At 64.2% G+C, this 16,111-nt stretch carries 10 protein-coding genes; 4 read left to right on the top strand and 6 right to left on the bottom strand.

All coding sequences use genetic code 11. The features are described 5' to 3' along the window. Positions 1-19: 19 nt before the first annotated feature. Positions 20-3,793, bottom strand: a complete 3,774-nt coding sequence (locus AC57B1_RS28515) for a DUF748 domain-containing protein (protein WP_496419370.1) — start codon at positions 3,791-3,793, stop codon at positions 20-22. 261 nt (positions 3,794-4,054) lie between these two features. Beyond that, positions 4,055-5,473, bottom strand: a complete 1,419-nt coding sequence (locus tag AC57B1_RS28510; RefSeq protein ID WP_408294517.1) for a DUF1254 domain-containing protein — start codon at positions 5,471-5,473, stop codon at positions 4,055-4,057. Between the two features lie 297 nt (positions 5,474-5,770). Between AC57B1_RS28510 and AC57B1_RS28505 the strand changes: the two genes are divergently transcribed. The 3 genes from AC57B1_RS28505 (at position 5,771) to AC57B1_RS28495 (ending at position 11,055) form a co-directional block, all read left to right on the top strand. Then, entirely contained in the window at positions 5,771-6,442 is a 672-nt protein-coding gene (locus AC57B1_RS28505) for an FMN-binding negative transcriptional regulator (RefSeq protein ID WP_496419369.1), read from the top strand. 139 nt (positions 6,443-6,581) lie between these two features. Further along, a complete protein-coding gene (locus tag AC57B1_RS28500; protein WP_496419368.1) occupies positions 6,582-8,918 on the top strand; it encodes a heavy metal translocating P-type ATPase in 2,337 nt (778 codons plus the stop codon). 163 nt (positions 8,919-9,081) lie between these two features. After that, positions 9,082-11,055, top strand: coding sequence for a methyl-accepting chemotaxis protein (locus tag AC57B1_RS28495; RefSeq protein WP_496419367.1), 1,974 nt, complete (start codon positions 9,082-9,084; stop codon positions 11,053-11,055). 85 nt (positions 11,056-11,140) lie between these two features. Here the strand turns inward: AC57B1_RS28495 and AC57B1_RS28490 are convergent, their stop codons facing one another. Continuing rightward, entirely contained in the window at positions 11,141-11,794 is a 654-nt protein-coding gene (locus AC57B1_RS28490; protein ID WP_408352411.1) for a glutathione S-transferase family protein, read from the bottom strand. A gap of 218 nt (positions 11,795-12,012) precedes the next feature. On the opposite strand from AC57B1_RS28490, the gene AC57B1_RS28485 reads away from it, so the two are divergent. Continuing rightward, positions 12,013-13,473, top strand: coding sequence for a polyhydroxyalkanoate depolymerase (locus AC57B1_RS28485; protein ID WP_408352409.1), 1,461 nt, complete (start codon positions 12,013-12,015; stop codon positions 13,471-13,473). A gap of 111 nt (positions 13,474-13,584) precedes the next feature. On the opposite strand, the gene AC57B1_RS28480 is transcribed toward AC57B1_RS28485, so the two are convergent. The 3 genes from AC57B1_RS28480 to AC57B1_RS28470 form a co-directional block, all read right to left on the bottom strand. Then, on the bottom strand, positions 13,585-14,019 hold the full coding sequence (locus AC57B1_RS28480; protein WP_408467987.1) for a cupin domain-containing protein: 435 nt from the start codon (positions 14,017-14,019) through the stop codon (positions 13,585-13,587). Between the two features lie 169 nt (positions 14,020-14,188). Further along, positions 14,189-14,800 (bottom strand): flavin reductase family protein, encoded by a 612-nt coding sequence (locus tag AC57B1_RS28475; protein WP_496419366.1) that lies wholly within the window; start codon positions 14,798-14,800, stop codon positions 14,189-14,191. A gap of 309 nt (positions 14,801-15,109) precedes the next feature. After that, the gene (locus AC57B1_RS28470; protein ID WP_496419365.1) at positions 15,110-16,063 is read right to left on the bottom strand and encodes a 3-hydroxyacyl-CoA dehydrogenase family protein; all 954 of its coding nucleotides are present in this window, start codon (positions 16,061-16,063) and stop codon (positions 15,110-15,112) included. Between the last annotated feature and the right edge of the window lie 48 nt (positions 16,064-16,111).

Raw genomic sequence — 16,111 nt, 5'->3', positions numbered from 1 at the left:
GCGCCGGGTCTGAGTTCACTCACTTCAGGCCGAAGTCGACTCGCGTCGTCGCGCCCTTGTCCTTGATGCCCTCCGCGGTCAGCTTCGGCGCGACGATGAACACGCGGCTGCTGTCGATCTTGCCGTCCAGATACTGCTGCACGCTCTGCGCCCGCTGTTGCGCGAGCTGGCGCAGGCTGGCGTCATCGATCGGTGCGTTGGCGGCGAGCGCGCTCTTCATGTCGTCGTCCGGCAAGCTCTTGGTCAGGCCGACAAAGTTACGCGGTTTCTTGAAGTCCGCCGATTTGTAGGCCTTGCTCAGGTACTTGTCGTACTCCTTCGGATCAACGGTGACGGTCGAGAGATCGACGCTCTCGCCATTGCCCACCACGTCCTTGATCTTTTGCTGCTTGACGAGGCGGTCCACATAGCCGGTGCGCAACGCGGGTTCGTCCACAGCCGGATCGACGCGGCCAATCAGGTCCATGCGAATCGACGGCTTGTCGCTCAACGCCTTCACGATCGTGTCGAGCTTCTGGGTGTCGGCGTCCGTGAGTTTTGCCGAGCCCGGCTCGAACTCGACATAACCCAACTCCTCGCCCTTGCCCCCGAACGCATTGGCGATCAGAGAGAACGGCGCAGTCACCGCTTTTTCGAGCAGATTGAGCACCGCATGCCAGATCAGGCCGCCAATGCTGAATTCCGGATTCGACAGCGAGCCGGACACCGGCAGGTTCACGTCAATTTCGCCGCGCGAGTTCTTCAGCAGCGAAATCGCGAGACGCACGGGCAGTTTGGTCGCCGTATTGTTGTCGACGTGATCGCCGAACGTGAGTTGATCGATGAAAATGTGATTGTTCGCGTTCAGTTGATCGTTTTCGAGCTGGTAGTGCAGATCGACATTCAGCTTGCCCTTGGTGATCGGATAACCGGCGTATTTCGCCGAATACGGCGTGAGATTGGTCAGCTCGATATCGTGCGCGACCGCCGTGAGATCGAGCGCCGGTTTCGCAATCAGCGGATTGACCGTGCCGCGAATCGACAGCGGACCGTTGGCGGCCAGTTTCGCGGCGATGTCGACCGGCGCGGATGTGGTGGATTGCGTGCCGAACGCGCCGACGGTGCCCTGAATGCCGACCAGGTTCGCCGTGAAATTCGGCTTGATGAAATTGTCCGTGTATGTCACGCGGCCCTGTTGCAGAACCAGTTGGCCGAAGTGCAGCTTGACTGGGCTTTGCGGCGGCGTAGCAGCCGTGACCGTGGCGTTTGCGGCCGACGCCGGCGGCGGTGCGGATGCGGCCGACGCCGGCGGCGGTGCGGATGCGGCCGCCACCGTCGATGCCGCTTGCGGCGTCAGCGGCACGGGTTCGGCGCCACTCTTGTCACGCGTCAGCGATTGCGCGGCGCCGGATTCGTGCGCGACGACGTCCTTGAGGTTGAGCTTGCCCTGCGCGTCGAGCAGCACGCGCCCATAGAACTTCGTGAACGTGACGCGGCCCGCGTCGACCACGGTGCCATGCTCGTCGTAATCGGCTTTCAGGTTGGACAACGCGAGCGAGCCCCATCCCGCGAATGGATCCGAGGTCGCCTTGTCTAGCATGCGGACTTCGACGAGCGCCATGTCGCCGTGATAGGTCGCCTTCAGCGACTTCGCCTGGCTCAACGCGAGATCGCCGTCCGCATTGAGCAGCGCGCTCGCGATCACCGCATTCAGCTTGCTGCCGAAGTACGGTTCGAAGGCCGCCGCGTCGAGCCGGTTGGCATTCACTTTGACGGCCACCTTGAGCGGCGTCGCCGTCACATCACCCTTGACGCCCAGCGTGCCCTTCTTGTTCAGCGTGGCCTGCAGATCGACCGGCAGCGGACGGCTCAGGTCGTCGCTGATGTTCTGCACCTTCAGTTGCAGCGGCGTGATGTTCAGTTTCACCGGCTGCGGCGTGCTGTTGTCCGTGAAATTGGCGGTGGCGTCCTTCAGGATCAACTCGCCGATCTTGTAGCGCCACGCGGGCCCTTCCGCGTGTGCCTTCTTGACCGCATGGATCGCGGTGCGCTCCGGCGTGGCTTCGTGCTGTCCGCCAAGCGCGGCGAGGTTGATGCTGCCGTCTTTCAGACGCTGGGCATCGACCGCGAGCCCGGTCGTGTCGATGCTGGCCACTTCGGCGGTGCGCGCCGTCACATCCACCTGCTTGACCTTTGCGCTGCCTTGCGTGAGCGCAATCACCGGATCCTTGCTGCCGCGCGCCGCGAGCTTCAGCGACTGCAGATTCACTTGGGTGTCGGTGACCATCACGGCCGCCGGCAACTTCGACCAGTTCGCGCCGACATTGGCCGTGGCGGAGAGCGTGCCGTCCATGACTTGCGCCGCGGTCGCGGTGTCGAGGTACGGTTGCAACCTGGGCAGGTTCAACGACTTCAGGTCGAGCTTCGCGCTCGCCGTTTTCGCCACGAAGCCGAACGCGCCGGCCACACCGAGCGATCCACCGCTGTCCTTGAAATCGGTATTGAGCGTGTAATGGGCGGGTGCGGTGGCGAGCGTCGAAAAATCGGTCAGCGTCACGGCCAGTTTTTGCATGCCGGCATCGACGGGGCGCGACGCGGCGTAGTCGCGAACGTTGACTGTGCCGTCATTGAGCACGAAGCGCTTGATCGCCAGGTCCAGTGGCGGCGCGGCCTTCGCGGCGGCGGCATTGGCGGCGGATGCGGCAAGCGGCGCGCTTGCGGCCGGTTGTGCGGCAGCAGCAGCCGGTTCCGGCGCGAACATCTTCTCGACGCTCAGCACGCCGTCTTTATCACGCGCGAGATTGGCGGTGGGCGCGTCGATACGGATTTCGTCGAAGTGATAGAGGCTCTTGAGCGGCTCCAGCGTGGCGGCGGCCACATGCACGGCGCGCGCCGCGAAGAACGGCGCCTTGCTTTGATCCTGCACGTTCACGTCGTTCATATCCACGGTGCCCGCCACGCGCAGCGAAGGCGCGTCGTTGGAGACCACGAAGTTGAGCTTGAGATCAGTGGACAGTTTGCCGGACTGCACGATCACCGGCAGTTTGGTCGGCACGTAGGAGATGAGACGCGGCACATCGAGCCCGTCGAAGCGCAACGACACCTCCGACTCACGCGACGCGGCAAACGGCTTGGTCTTACCGTCGATGGCAAGCGGACTGCCGTCGATGCGCGCCCGCAGCAGCGGCTCGACGAAGATATCGGTTTTCGAAGGCAGCGTAGCGATGAACGGAATGCCGAGCTTCCATTGATCGATTACGTGCGTGGCGCCGAGGAGTTTGTCGTCGAATGTGATCTGGCCGTTTTCGAGGCGAATATTCGATACGGAAAATAGCGTCGGTTTGCTATCCGGCTTGGCCGGCTGCTTGGAGAATTTCTCGATCAGATCCGTGAAATTGAAACGCTGCGCGTCGTAACGAACAATATGGAAGCGCGGCGAATCGAGCTGCACTTCGTCGATGATCGGCGCCGCGCGAAACAGCGAACTCCATGACGGCTGCACGATGAGCCGCGAGATATCCACGAAGTCGCCCGCGCCGCCGCGCTCGCCGATATGCACGCGATCGGCTTCGAGCCGGAGCGTATACGGATTGAGCGCAATGCGGCCGATGGTGGCGGGACGGTCGAGTTGTTTGCTGAGCTGTTGCTCGGCAATGTGGCGAATCAGCGGCGGTGCAGCAAAGAAGCCCAGCAGACCGAACAATACAAGGAAGATCAGCAGGCCGGTCATGACACGCCGGGTGCGGCGTGACTGCGCGACATCGCGCACGGTCTGCATGGACGATGCTAGTGATGCTTTATTAAGGCTTGCCATGCTCGGTCTTGGGTAGTGCGGCGGCAAGCCCGCCGCGAAAACGAAAATCCCGCAAGCGGCAGTATAAGTCTTGAATGTTTCGCGGGATATAAATGTAAGACGAGGCTTACACATTCCCCTGCGCGATAGCGCCGCATGTCCGCCGGTCAATTGGCGGACATGTTTTGCTCGATGCGTTAGCGGGTTCTTAGCGGGTAGTCCGCGTGTGTCTCTAGCCGGCCGTCATTGAAGCACGGCTGTCACGTCACGGACACGCTGCTATCACTGACGCACGACGGCCGGCGGTTGCCAACTGCCGTCGGTGGCTTGCGCCTTGGGTGCGTACAGACGCAGCACGAGTTGCAGATCGGCGCGCGGCGCCGGCAGCCAGTTGCCGCTCTTGCTGCGAGCGGACGAGACGGTCACGTCGAGCGAGCCATCGCGATTGCGGCGCGCGCCATTGCGGTCGCCGACCGCGAGACGCGCCGGCGCGCTTTCGCCCAACGCGCCGTCTTTCGTGTAGGCGGTGATCGACCAGAAGCCACGCACCGGCGGCAACTGATTCGGCGCGAAGTGGATCACGTAACGGTTTGCGCCGTTGAGCGCACGGCCGTCGCTGTCCTGGGTGACGACAGCGCGAACTTCGTCGTCTTTCGTGCCGATACCCGGTTGCGCGTATGCGGCATAGGCGCGCAGCGCGTAGTCGGGACCGTAGGTGCCCACGCCGTCGCCGAACCAGCTCCAGCCGTTGCCGTTCAGCAGATTGGACGGCGGCGTGACGACGCGCTCATGACCGTCGGCAAGACCCGCCGTAATGGCTTCTGGCGCATTCGGCAGCTTGACCGGCTCGCCGGGCGTCACGCCGAGGTCGGAAAGGAATTTGAGCGCGTGCGGATCGGCCGGCGTCGGCGGATTGTCGGGCAAGGCCTGCGCGAGCCGGTTGAAGAACCCATTGGCATCGAGCGCGGCGACTTGCGCGGCCGGCGTGCCGGAAGCAGGCACGGCGGCGTCGGCGGCATTGCTGCGCGCGGGGGCGATGGAGGCAGAACGCGTGTCGCCCGCGTAGACGCTCAGCGGCGCGACGCGAATGGCGCGCTGTAGCTTGCGAACTACCGTCAGATCACGTGTGCCGTTCGACTGAATACGCACGCTCACCCATGCATTGCGAGTCGGCACGTCGACCCGCTTCACGCCTTTGGGCAACTCGCCCTGCCAGCCCGGGCCGACGAAGGCAATCGCCTGCGGCTTGATGCCAGCCGCACGAGTGGCGAACTGCGAACTGGTCGACCAGACCACGTTAGTCCACATGTCGAGCACGCGGGCATCCACGTAGCGGCCGTGCGAGTCGGGCAGCGCCACGATCACCGGTTCACTGCCGAGGTCCAGCCAGCCGGTCGAATCGAACGTATCGAGGCTCGGCTGCATCGGATTGGCTGCGCCGATCGGCGGCAATGCCTGAGCGTGGCGCAGGGTATTGAGCGGCGCGCGGCCCGGATCGGTGCCGACCGCCGCGTCGCGCGCGACGCCCATCAGCACCAGCGGATAGCCGAATACGTACGAATCGGCGACTTCGTCCTTGATCCAACCGGTGGATTTCTGCGTTGCGGTGGGAGTCGACGCGCAACCCGCCAGAAATACGAGGCCTGCGAGCGATGCGCAGGTCCAATGACTCGAGTACAGCTCTCGGCGATTTTTTATCATTCGTTCAGGTGGCGGAACGTGTGGTCCTAAGGGAGACGCCGGTGCGCGACGAACCCTGCTTGCGCGGCCTCCCAAAGCCCAACGCATCCAGTCCGCGGTTCGCGATGCCGACAACACCGGGTTGTATCGTATCCTTGGTCACCAGGCAAGCGCAAAGGCAGCAATAGCGCCGGTTCGCGCGCGCATACAGTCCTTTTTGCAGTACCGTTGACGTTTTTTTATTACATCCGCCCGGGCGTCGAAGCCTCGGGCGACTTTCATCGCTGCTCTTTCGCCCCCTCGTATCCGGAGCGCTTCATGTACATGCCTGCCCATTTCGAAGAGAACCGTTCAGAGGTTCTCCACCGCCTGATCGCCGAGCAGCCTTTCGGCGCGTTGATTACCCACGGACCGGCCGGACTCGACGCGAATCATTTGCCGTTCGAATTCGAAGCGCCCGCTGCGGGGAGCCAGTCCGATGCGGCGACGGGTGAGACGCACGGTATCCTCCGCGCTCACGTCGCCCGCGCCAATCCCGTGTGGCAGGAAGCCGCGGCGAACCCGGAAGCGCTCGTGATCTTTCAGGGCCCGGCCGCCTACATCTCGCCGAACTGGTATCCGAGCAAGCACGAGGCGCATCGGCAGGTGCCGACTTATAACTATATGGTGGTGCATGCGCACGGCCGGATCGTCGTGCGCGACGACGAGTCGTTCGTGCGCGGCCTCGTCGCGCGCCTGACCCGCAAGATGGAAGCCGGCGAACCGGTGCCGTGGAAAATGGGCGACGCTCCCGCCGACTTCATCGCGCAGATGCTCGGTGCGATCGTCGGCATCGAAATCGAGGTGACGCGCCTCGTCGGCAAGTGGAAACTCGGTCAAAACAAGGCGGCGGCCGACCGGCGCGGCGCGGCCGACACCCTGCTCGCGCGCTCAAGCGACGAACAGCAGGCGGTCGGCCAAGCCATGCTGGACGCGCCGCCCGCGTACTGAGCGGACGTTTCCGCGATAAATCAGCGCCATACCGGCGCCGTTGAAGCACGCACTGCAATTCGTCCTTGACCTTCCCATTATGGGAAGGTCAATACTGGCCTCATGATGCGGCCTGATGCCGCCACGAGCCTTGCCTACCATGACCGAACTTGCCACCGCCCGGCGCCCCGCGGATGCCGCCGACGCTTCCGCCCACACCACCGAACTCGACATCGGCGGCATGACTTGCGCCTCGTGCGCGATGCGCGTCGAAAAGGCGCTCGCCAAAGTGCCGGGCGTCGTGAGCGCGTCGGTGAATCTGGCGACTGAAACCGCGACTGTCGATCTGGACGGCGCAGCCGCCGGCCCGGACGCGCTGATCGCCGCCGTCAGGAAAGCGGGCTACGAAGCGACGTTGAGCGCACCGCCGGATACCTCCACCGCCGCCGACGAGGCCGCGTCCGCCGACCGCAAGCGCGACCAGACCCGCCGCGAGCTGGCCGCCGTGCTCGGTTCCGCCGCGCTGACGCTGCCGCTCGCCGTGCCGATGGTCGGCGAATGGTTCGGTTTGCACGCAATGCTGTCGCCCTGGCTGCAATTCGCGCTCGCCTCGATCGTGCAGTTCGTGTTCGGCGCGCGCTTCTATCGCGCGGCCTATCGAGCGGTGCGGGCCGGCGCGGGCAACATGGACTTGCTGGTGGCACTCGGCACATCGGCGGCGTATGGCATCAGCGTCTACGAACTGGCGACCCATCCCGGCGACATGATGCATCTGTATTTCGAAGCGTCGGCGGTCGTGATTACGCTGGTGCGCTTCGGCAAGTGGCTCGAAGCACGCGCCAAACGCCAGACCACCGACGCCATCCGCGCCCTCAACGCGCTGCGCCCCGATCGCGCGCGCATTCGTGTCGGCGCCGACGAGCGCGACGTGCCGCTCGCGCAAGTGCGGGTCGGCACGGTGGTGCTCGTGCGTCCTGGCGAGCGCGTGCCGGTCGACGGCGCGGTGCTCGAAGGCCGCACGCATATCGACGAATCCCTGATCACCGGCGAAAGCCTGCCGGTGCCGAAGCAGGTGGCCGACCCGGTCACTGCCGGCTCGATCAACGGTGAAGGCGCGATTGCCGTGACGACCACGGCGATCGGCGCGGAAACCACGCTTGCGCGCATCATCCGCCTCGTGGAAAGCGCGCAGGCCGAGAAGGCGCCGATCCAGCGGCTGGTCGATCGGGTCAGCGAAATCTTCGTGCCGGCGATCCTGGCGATTGCCGCGCTCACATTGGTGGGCTGGCTGATCGCCGGCGCGGACGGCGAAACCGCGATTCTGAATGCGGTCGCCGTGCTGGTGATCGCGTGCCCGTGCGCGCTCGGACTGGCCACGCCGGCGGCCATCATGGCCGGCACCGGCGTAGCGGCGCGGCGCGGCGTGCTGATCAAAGACGCCGAGGCACTGGAAACCGCGCATCGGGTGACGATTGTCGCGTTCGACAAAACCGGCACGCTGACGCTCGGCCAGCCGTCCGTCACCGCGTTCGAGCCGATTGGCGGCATCAGCCGCGCAGAGGCGCTGGAGCTTGCGGCAGCGGTCCAGCGCAACAGCGATCATCCGCTGGCTCGCGCGGTGGTTAAAGCCTATGAAGCAGCTGCGACGCAGCCCACCGACATGCCCGCGGCGATTGGCGAAGCCGTTGCGGCGCCCACGCAGACGCGCGCGCTGCACGCCAGCGCCGCACGCGCGGTCGCGGGCCGCGGCGTCGAAGCGGAGGTCGACGGCCGCACGCTCGCGCTGGGCAGCGGACGCTGGCTCAACGAACTCGGCATCGAATTGCCGCCTGAACTCGCCGCGCGGGCTCACGAACTCGAAGCCGCCGGCAACACCGTCTCCTGGCTCATGCAACGCGATCCGCAAGCGCCCGCGGCACTGGCATTGATCGCATTCGGCGACACCGTCAAACCGACGGCGCGCGCGGCCATTGAACGGCTGGCACGCATGGGCATCACGAGCGTGCTGGTCACCGGCGACAACCGCGGCAGCGCGGCGAGCGTCGCCAAGGCGCTCGGCATCGACGAATTCCACGCGGAAGTGCTGCCCGATGACAAAGCCCGCGTTATCCGCGACCTGAAAATTCGCAGCGCCGGCATTGTCGCGATGGCCGGCGACGGCATCAACGACGCGCCCGCGCTCGCCGCCGCCGACATTGGCATTGCCATGGCGACCGGCACCGACGTCGCCATGCATGCAGCCGGCATCACACTGATGCGCGGCGATCCGGCGCTGGTGGCCGACGCCATCGACATCTCGCGCAGGACCTGGCGCAAGATCCAGCAGAACCTGTTCTGGGCCTTCGTCTATAACCTGATCGGCATTCCGCTGGCCGCCTTCGGCCTGCTGAACCCGATGCTGGCCGGCGCGGCGATGGCGTTTTCGAGCGTCAGCGTAGTTACCAATGCGTTGCTGCTGCGCACGTGGCGCGGTGCGCAGGATGGTTCGGCACGCTAAGCGAGTACGAGCCTAAATACCCCGTACGCCGTACGGTTATTACGAACTACTTTCGAATTTTTAAAGAAGGCGGACGCAGCGGCCGTAAACCAGCCATCGATGCCGGTCATGCCTATGCATGGACCAGGCATTCCGCTTGTGCTTCTTTACTCCGCAACCGCCCATGGAATTTCTCTCTTTGCGCCGTGCCAGCGTTGGCGCGCGGCTCGCTATCCTGTCGTGCGTGCTGGTCGCGTTGATCTTCGCCGCGTTCACTTGGGCGCTCACCCGCACCGCCGGCAAGCAGATCAGCGACCAGGTGCTCGAACGCATCGCCGATAAAGACCGCTCGATCGCCGCGATGATCAAGTTGTTCGACAAGGCCTTATCGAACGAAGTCGACCGCTCGATGTCGCTGTTCGCGAGCTTCCTGCCCACCGGCTACACGCTCGACGAGACCCAGAAAGTCGATATCGGCGGTGTCGCCACGCCGACCATCAAGGCGGGCGACAAAGTCCTGAACCTGGACTTTTCCATCCCCGATCTGTTTCTCGAACGCAGCGGTGCGGTCGCCACCGTATTCGCGCGCAATGGCGACGACTTCGTGCGCGTTACCACTTCGCTGAAGAAACAGGACGGCTCGCGCGCCATCGGCACGCTGCTCGACCGCAAGGCACCGGCCTACGCACTGCTCCTCGCGAACAAACCCTATACGGGACTCGCCGCGCTCTTCGGCAAACGTTTGATCACCCAGTACCGCCCGATCACCGACGCGAGCGGCCGCGTGATCGGCGCGCTGTTCGTCGGCGTCAATGTGGACAAGGAAATTCAGTCGGTCGAAGACGGGATTCGCAATCTGAAGATCGGCGACAGCGGTTACTACTTTGTTGTCGATGCGTCGAAGGGCGCGGAGCGCGGCAAGCTGATCGTGCATCCGGCAGCGGCCGGCCAGAACGCCGACAACGCGAACGCACCGTATCAGCAGATGCTCGACATGAAGGACGGCCAGCTCGAATACAGCTCGGCCGACGCCACGCTCGGCGAGCGCGGCTCGCGCGACAAGTTCGTGTCGTTCGTTACCGTGCCGGAATGGCAATGGCTGGTTGGCGGCGTCGCGCCGCGCGACGAAGTGATGGCCGACGTCGTCGCCACCCGCAATGAATTTCTACTGCTCGGCTTCATCCTCGTGGGCGTGTTCGCGGTGGTGTTCCTGATAGCGGTGCGGCGCCTCGTGAGCCGTCCGCTTGAAGAAGCCGCCAAGGCGTCCGAACGTTTCGCCTCGGGCGATCTGAGCGTGCGCGTGGCGAATGGCGCAAACGCGCGCGCCGATGAAATTGGCCGCCTGATGCAGTCGATCGACGGCATCGGCGAAGGACTCGCGCGCATTGTTTCGCAAGTGCGCAATGCGTCGACGGACATGTCCCACGGCACCGAAAAGATCGCCACCGGCAGCGGCAACATCGCGGCGCGAATCGCCACGCAGGCGAGCAGCCTCGAAGAAACAGCGGCGAGCATGGAAGAGATCACCTCGACCGTGCAGCAGAACGCCGACCATGCCGCGCAAGCGAACACGCTCGTCACGCGCGCCGCCGACGCCGCGCTCGAAGGCGGCCGCGCGGTTGAACGCGTGGTGTCGACCATGGGCGAGATCAGCCGCTCGTCGCAGAAAATCGCCGAGATCACGACCGTGATCGAGGGCATCGCCTTCCAGACCAATATCCTCGCGCTGAACGCCGCCGTGGAAGCGGCGCGCGCCGGCGAGCACGGCAAGGGCTTCGCGGTCGTGGCCTCGGAAGTGCGCGCGCTGGCGCAGCGCAGCGCGGCCTCGGTGAAGGAGATCGAGAGCCTGATCGCGAGTTCCACGGCGACCGTGCAAAGCGGCTTCCGGATCGCCGAAGAAGCCAGTTCGACGATGCAGGGCATCGTTCAACAGGTCGGCCAGGTTCGCGCGATCATGGGCGAAATCAGTGTCGCTTCGCGCGAGCAATCGGGCGGCATCGAACAGGTGAATCTCGCCGTCACGCAGATCGGCGAAGCCACGCAGCAGAACGCTACGATTGTCGGCGAAGCGGAACTTGCAGCGGCCGAGTTGCGCGATCAGGCCGCGCGCCTTGCGCAGGTGGTCAGCGTGTTCAAGCTGGAAAGCGCGCGCAATTGAGGGTGAGCATCGCGGCACGGCGTTGCGTGCCGCAGCGCGCCGCGCGCCGTTGCAGCAGCAACAGCGTTTCTTCAATGCACCCGCTTCAGAATTCGACGTCCAGCTCGTCGATCTCTTCCACTTCCTGTTGCGCGTCGGCGATCCACTCCCGCATCTCGGGCAGCGCCATGATCCGCTGTCCGTATTCGACGATTTCCGGATCGAGCTTGACGTCGTAGGTGACGAATCGCGTCACCACGGGTGCGTACATCGCGTCCGCCGTGGTCCGCTCGCCGAACAGAAACGGCCCGCCATACTGCTTCAGGCATTCGCTCCAGATCGTCACGATCCGGTCGATGTCCGATTGAGCCCGCGCCCACACCTTGAAGCCTGGAAAATGCGCTTTGAGGTTCATCGGCAAGGCCGAGCGCAGGGAGCCGAAACCCGAATGCATCTCACCGCAAATCGAGCGGCAATGCGCGCGTGCGCGAATGTCTTCTGGCAGCAGCTTCGCGTCCGGTTTGAGTTCGTTCAGATATTCGGCAATCGCCAGCGTGTCCCAGATCTCGATGCCGTCGTGAACGAGGCACGGCACCAATATCGACGGCGACAGCAGCAGCAGTTCGGCGCGTGCCGCTGGATCGTCGATCGGCATGACGACTTCTTCGAAAGGCAATCCGCTGAACCGGGTCAACAGCCAGCCGCGCAACGACCACGACGAATAATTCTTGCTGCTGATAGTGAGCGTGGTATTCGCCATACGATTCTCCTCCAGATGAGGCGTTCGGTCGGCGCCTGACGCCATGCGTGCACGTTGCCGTGCGCGCGCGCACCAAAGCGCGGCAATTTCGGCCCGTTGCCCTGACTCGCGCAAATGCTATGCCAACGTGCAGGCAGGGCCGTCCCCGTGCTTATGCTGATTGGCACATGACTTGCCTCTATTTGGGTTCCATCCTCTTCAGCATTCGTGCGAAGGTTATGAACCTGTTCGCATATCCCACATATCAGGCTTTCGCCGACATGATGCTGCCCATGCGACACGGCGCAGCACTGATGAATCATTCGCTCGACGCATGGCCTGCGTTCGGCGAAACGTCGCATGGCCGATCGATCCGCGCCGCCTGCGAATTGTTGACACTCGCCGGTCTCACGCCCGTGCGGCCGCCGTTCGACATCGATAGCGTGGTGTCAGAGGGCAAATCCGTGGCGATCGTCGAAGAAGTCGCGGCGCACACGCCATTCTGCTCGCTCCTGCATTTCCGCAAGCAGACTCCGCCGTCGGTGCCGCAGCCCCGTGTACTGGTGATCGCGCCCATGTCCGGTCACTTTGCGACACTGCTGCGTGGCACTGTGCGCACCATGCTGACCGAACACGACGTCTACATCACCGACTGGCACAACCCGCGCGACGTTCCATTGAGCCAGGGCCGCTTCGGCTTCGACGAATTCGTGCAGCACGTGATTGACTTCACTGAAGCGATCGGGCCCGGCGCGCATCTGCTGGCCGTGTGCCAGCCGACAGTCGCCGCGCTGGCCGCGGTCGCGCTCATGGCCGCCGACGATCATCCCGCGCAGCCTGCCAGCATGACGCTGATGGCCGGTCCGCTCGACACCCGCATCAACCCGACGCGCGTCAACGACCTCGCGAAGAGCAAGCCGATCGAATGGTTCGAGCAGAATCTGATCAGCGCGGTGCCGTTCGGTTTTGCGGGCGCGCACCGGCGCGTGTATCCGGGCTTCGTGCAGTTGACCGCGTTCATGGCGATGAATCTCAACCGCCATCTCGATTCGTTCGAGACGATGCATTACGAACGCGCCAAAGGCGATCCTGCGAAAGCCGACACGATTCACACGTTCTACGAAGAATACTTCGCGACGATGGACCTGACGGCCGACTTCTATCTGGAGACTGTCGATACGGTTTTTCAGCGGCATGCGCTGCCGTTGCATGCGCTCGAAGTTCGGGGGCGTCTCGTCGAGCCGTCGAAAATTCGCCGCACGGCCTTGCTCACGGTGGAAGGCGAGAAGGACGATATCTGCGCCGTCGGGCAGACGCTCGCGGCGCAAGACATGTGCGACAAGCTGCGGCCCTATCTGAAGACGCACCACGTGCAGACCGGCGTCGGGCATTACGGCGTGTTCAATGGACACCGCTGGGAGCGGCAAATCTATCCGCGTGTACGGGCCGTAATTTACGACAATGAACCGCGCGCGGTGTTGGTCGGTTCGCGGGCGCGCACCATTCAGCCAGTGCCCGCGGCCAAGGCTGCCGAGGTCACGGCGGCAGCGCCGGCCGCGACGGCGGTGGTCGATGTGGAAGTGGATGCGGCGGTGAGGGTCGGGTCGAATGGATCGGGTGCTGCGCCGGGTGAAAGTTCGGCCGCTGCCATCAAGCCGCAGACGCCACGCGCTCCGCGCAGGCGGCCGCCTGCAGCGTAATGCACGTTTCCTGGTGCTTTCCCAGCGCCTGTAGCGGCGCTGTGTCGATGGGAGGTCTGCGTGCGTGGCCGCGCGTTGATACGCGCTGCACACGCAGACGCTTTCCCTTCGCTATGCCGCGACGCTCTTCCAGGGCGTCACCGCCGGCACGTCACACGGCCCTTCGACGTCGATCGATTTGAAATCGGCCGGTGAGACGATTTCGATGTACTCCATATCTTCCGAATAATCGAACAGATAGTGAACGATGCCCGGCGCCTGATGCACGCAATCGCCGGCGGCAACGAGCGTCTCCTTGTCGCCGTACATGAAGCGCGCCCAGCCCTTCAACATGATCACAATGTGGAAATCGGCCTCATGACGGTGCCAGCCGGTGCCTTGCTCTGGTGCGTGATTCGCCTTGACGAGTTGCGCGAGCACCTTGCCGCCGGTCGCCTGCGCGATGCCTAAATCACGGTACAGAAAAAAGTCGCGTAAGCCCTGATCCACGTATGACGTGTCTTGCGGACGGACATGGCTGAATTGCGTGGCGAATTCGGTGGACATGATCGCGCTCCTCGCGAGTGAGCCGGCAGTTGAAAACGACGCATTGGAGCGTCGGTTGCAAGCATCAAGCGGGCCAGTCCACTGGAGCCGGTTTTGCACGATTTGCAGGCGCTGCGCTGATTGCCGCGCCGCCTCGCGCGGCGCGATCTGGTTTCAAACGCTGCGGTGCTTAGGCGCTCGGGCGGAACATCTGGAACATGTCGCCGATTTCCGCATAGTCCCCGCGATAGCCGGCGCGCATGATCGGCTGCGCCGCATGCGTGTCGAACAGGCCGTCTTTCAGATAGGCCTCGTTGATGTGCACGCCGACCACCTGGCCGAGCGACAGGTAGTTGTCCATCGCTTTGCCGTCGAGTGTATGCAGACGCACCACTTGCAGCAGCTTGCACTCGAGCGCGGCCGGCGATTCGGCGACGTGCGGCACGGCGACGTTACGACCCGGCGCAGGCGTGAGACCCGCGAGTGCGAATTCGTCGACAGACGGCGCGACCGGCGCCGACGAACGGTTCATCTGCTCGGCGAGCGGTTTGGTGGCCAGGTTCCAGACGAATTCGCCGGTGGCTTCTATGTTGGTGACGCTGTCTTTACGACCTTCGCTGCAAAAACCGATGATCGCCGGGAAGGTGGCGAACGCGCCGAAGAAACTGTATGGCGCGAGATTCAAAGTACCTTCGGCGTCGCGCGACGAAATCCAGCCGATCAGCCGCGGTGCGACGATGGCTTTGAAGGGATCGTGCGCAAGGCCGTGGCCCGTGGCGGGATCGTAGAAGTAGTGGGACATGGCGCTGAGTCGGCTTGACGGATTGAGCCTGGATTGTGGGCTAGAGGGCATTTATACAGCAGAGCGGCGACCGCTGCTGGGCATGCAACGGCGGCGCGGCATGTCGTTGCTTTTGCCGCGAGGCATGTCGTTGGGATTGCCGCGTGGCATCTCGGTGAACTTGCCGCACCGCATCTCGTTACTTTTGCCGCCCGGCATGCCATGGCATTTCCCGCAAGGCACCCCGCGCCATTTCCGGTGACGCCGTGATGATGCGCAAGAAGCCTCGACCCCGTTCCGGCAATCAGCCGCCGTCGCCGTGTCCGTTCATCAACCGCGACTGATCACGCGGCGGCGTCCTTCTTTCACCTGCGCCAGATGCGCGTCGTCCCATTCGTAGAAACCGGCGCCACTGCGCACGCCCACGCGCCCCGCGTCGACCTGCTCGCGCAATAAGTCGAGCACGTCTTCGTCTTTGGCCAGTTCGGGCATCAGATGCGTGGAGATATCGAGGAAGGTGTCGAGCCCGCCCATGTCCGCGCCCTCGAGCGGCCCAACGATCCCCCAGCGGCGTCCGAGCGACGCCTTCATCACGCGGTCGACCACGTCAGGCGTCGCCGCCCCGGAGCGGACAATGTTCAACGCCTCGCGCAGCACCGCGAACTGCAAGCGGTTGCCGACGAAGCCCGGAATCGCCTTCGCCAGCACCACCGGCTCCATGCCGATCGCGCTCATCAACGCGGCGGTCTGCTGGGTTACTTCCGGCGCGGTCGCCGTGCCAGGCACGACTTCGACGAGCGGAATCATGTGCGGCGGGTTCCAGAAATGCGCGATCACGAAGCGCTCTTTCGCGCGCAACGGCGTGACCAGTTGATCGGGCGGGAAACCGCTGGTATTGCTCGCGAGAATCGCATCATCGGAGAGCAACTCCGTCAGCGCCGCATACAGGCGATGCTTCAGTTCGAGCACTTCGGGAATCGCCTCGATCACGAATTGCGCCGACGCCATCACGTCGAGGTGCGCATGGGTTTCGATGCGCGCCAACGCCGCTTGCCGCGCCGCCTGATCGATGCGCCCGGCGTCGATCAGCTCGTCGAGCACCGCTTCCGCCTTCGAAGCAACGCTCGCAAGACGCGCCGGATCGACGTCGTGGACGATCGTTCTGTGTCCGTGCAGCGCGCTTTGCGTCGCAATGCCGACGCCCATCAATCCTGTGCCAACTACCCCTATGACTGCCTTGTCCACGCCGCTCTCCCGCTGCCGTCGATAAAAGCTTCGAAGCATAGCGCAGCGCGCCGATTCTCAAGGCCGAACGCGACAAAGCCGGTCTTC

Source organism: Paraburkholderia sp. BGA-UO-ETr-F21, assembly GCF_059567925.1.
This window is presented reverse-complemented; position numbering and strand designations above follow the sequence as displayed.

Bases quoted from the DNA above. Each gene is read 5' to 3' on its own strand.
- AC57B1_RS28515 (WP_496419370.1), bottom strand. From the start codon at position 3,793: ATGGCAAGCCTTAATAAAGCATCACTAGCATCGTCCATGCAGACCGTG.
- AC57B1_RS28510 (WP_408294517.1), bottom strand. From the start codon at position 5,473: ATGATAAAAAATCGCCGAGAGCTGTACTCGAGTCATTGGACCTGCGCA.
- AC57B1_RS28505 (WP_496419369.1), top strand. From the start codon at position 5,771: ATGTACATGCCTGCCCATTTCGAAGAGAACCGTTCAGAGGTTCTCCAC.
- AC57B1_RS28500 (WP_496419368.1), top strand. From the start codon at position 6,582: ATGACCGAACTTGCCACCGCCCGGCGCCCCGCGGATGCCGCCGACGCT.
- AC57B1_RS28495 (WP_496419367.1), top strand. From the start codon at position 9,082: ATGGAATTTCTCTCTTTGCGCCGTGCCAGCGTTGGCGCGCGGCTCGCT.
- AC57B1_RS28490 (WP_408352411.1), bottom strand. From the start codon at position 11,794: ATGGCGAATACCACGCTCACTATCAGCAGCAAGAATTATTCGTCGTGG.
- AC57B1_RS28485 (WP_408352409.1), top strand. From the start codon at position 12,013: ATGAACCTGTTCGCATATCCCACATATCAGGCTTTCGCCGACATGATG.
- AC57B1_RS28480 (WP_408467987.1), bottom strand. From the start codon at position 14,019: ATGTCCACCGAATTCGCCACGCAATTCAGCCATGTCCGTCCGCAAGAC.
- AC57B1_RS28475 (WP_496419366.1), bottom strand. From the start codon at position 14,800: ATGTCCCACTACTTCTACGATCCCGCCACGGGCCACGGCCTTGCGCAC.
- AC57B1_RS28470 (WP_496419365.1), bottom strand. From the start codon at position 16,063: ATGCTTCGAAGCTTTTATCGACGGCAGCGGGAGAGCGGCGTGGACAAG.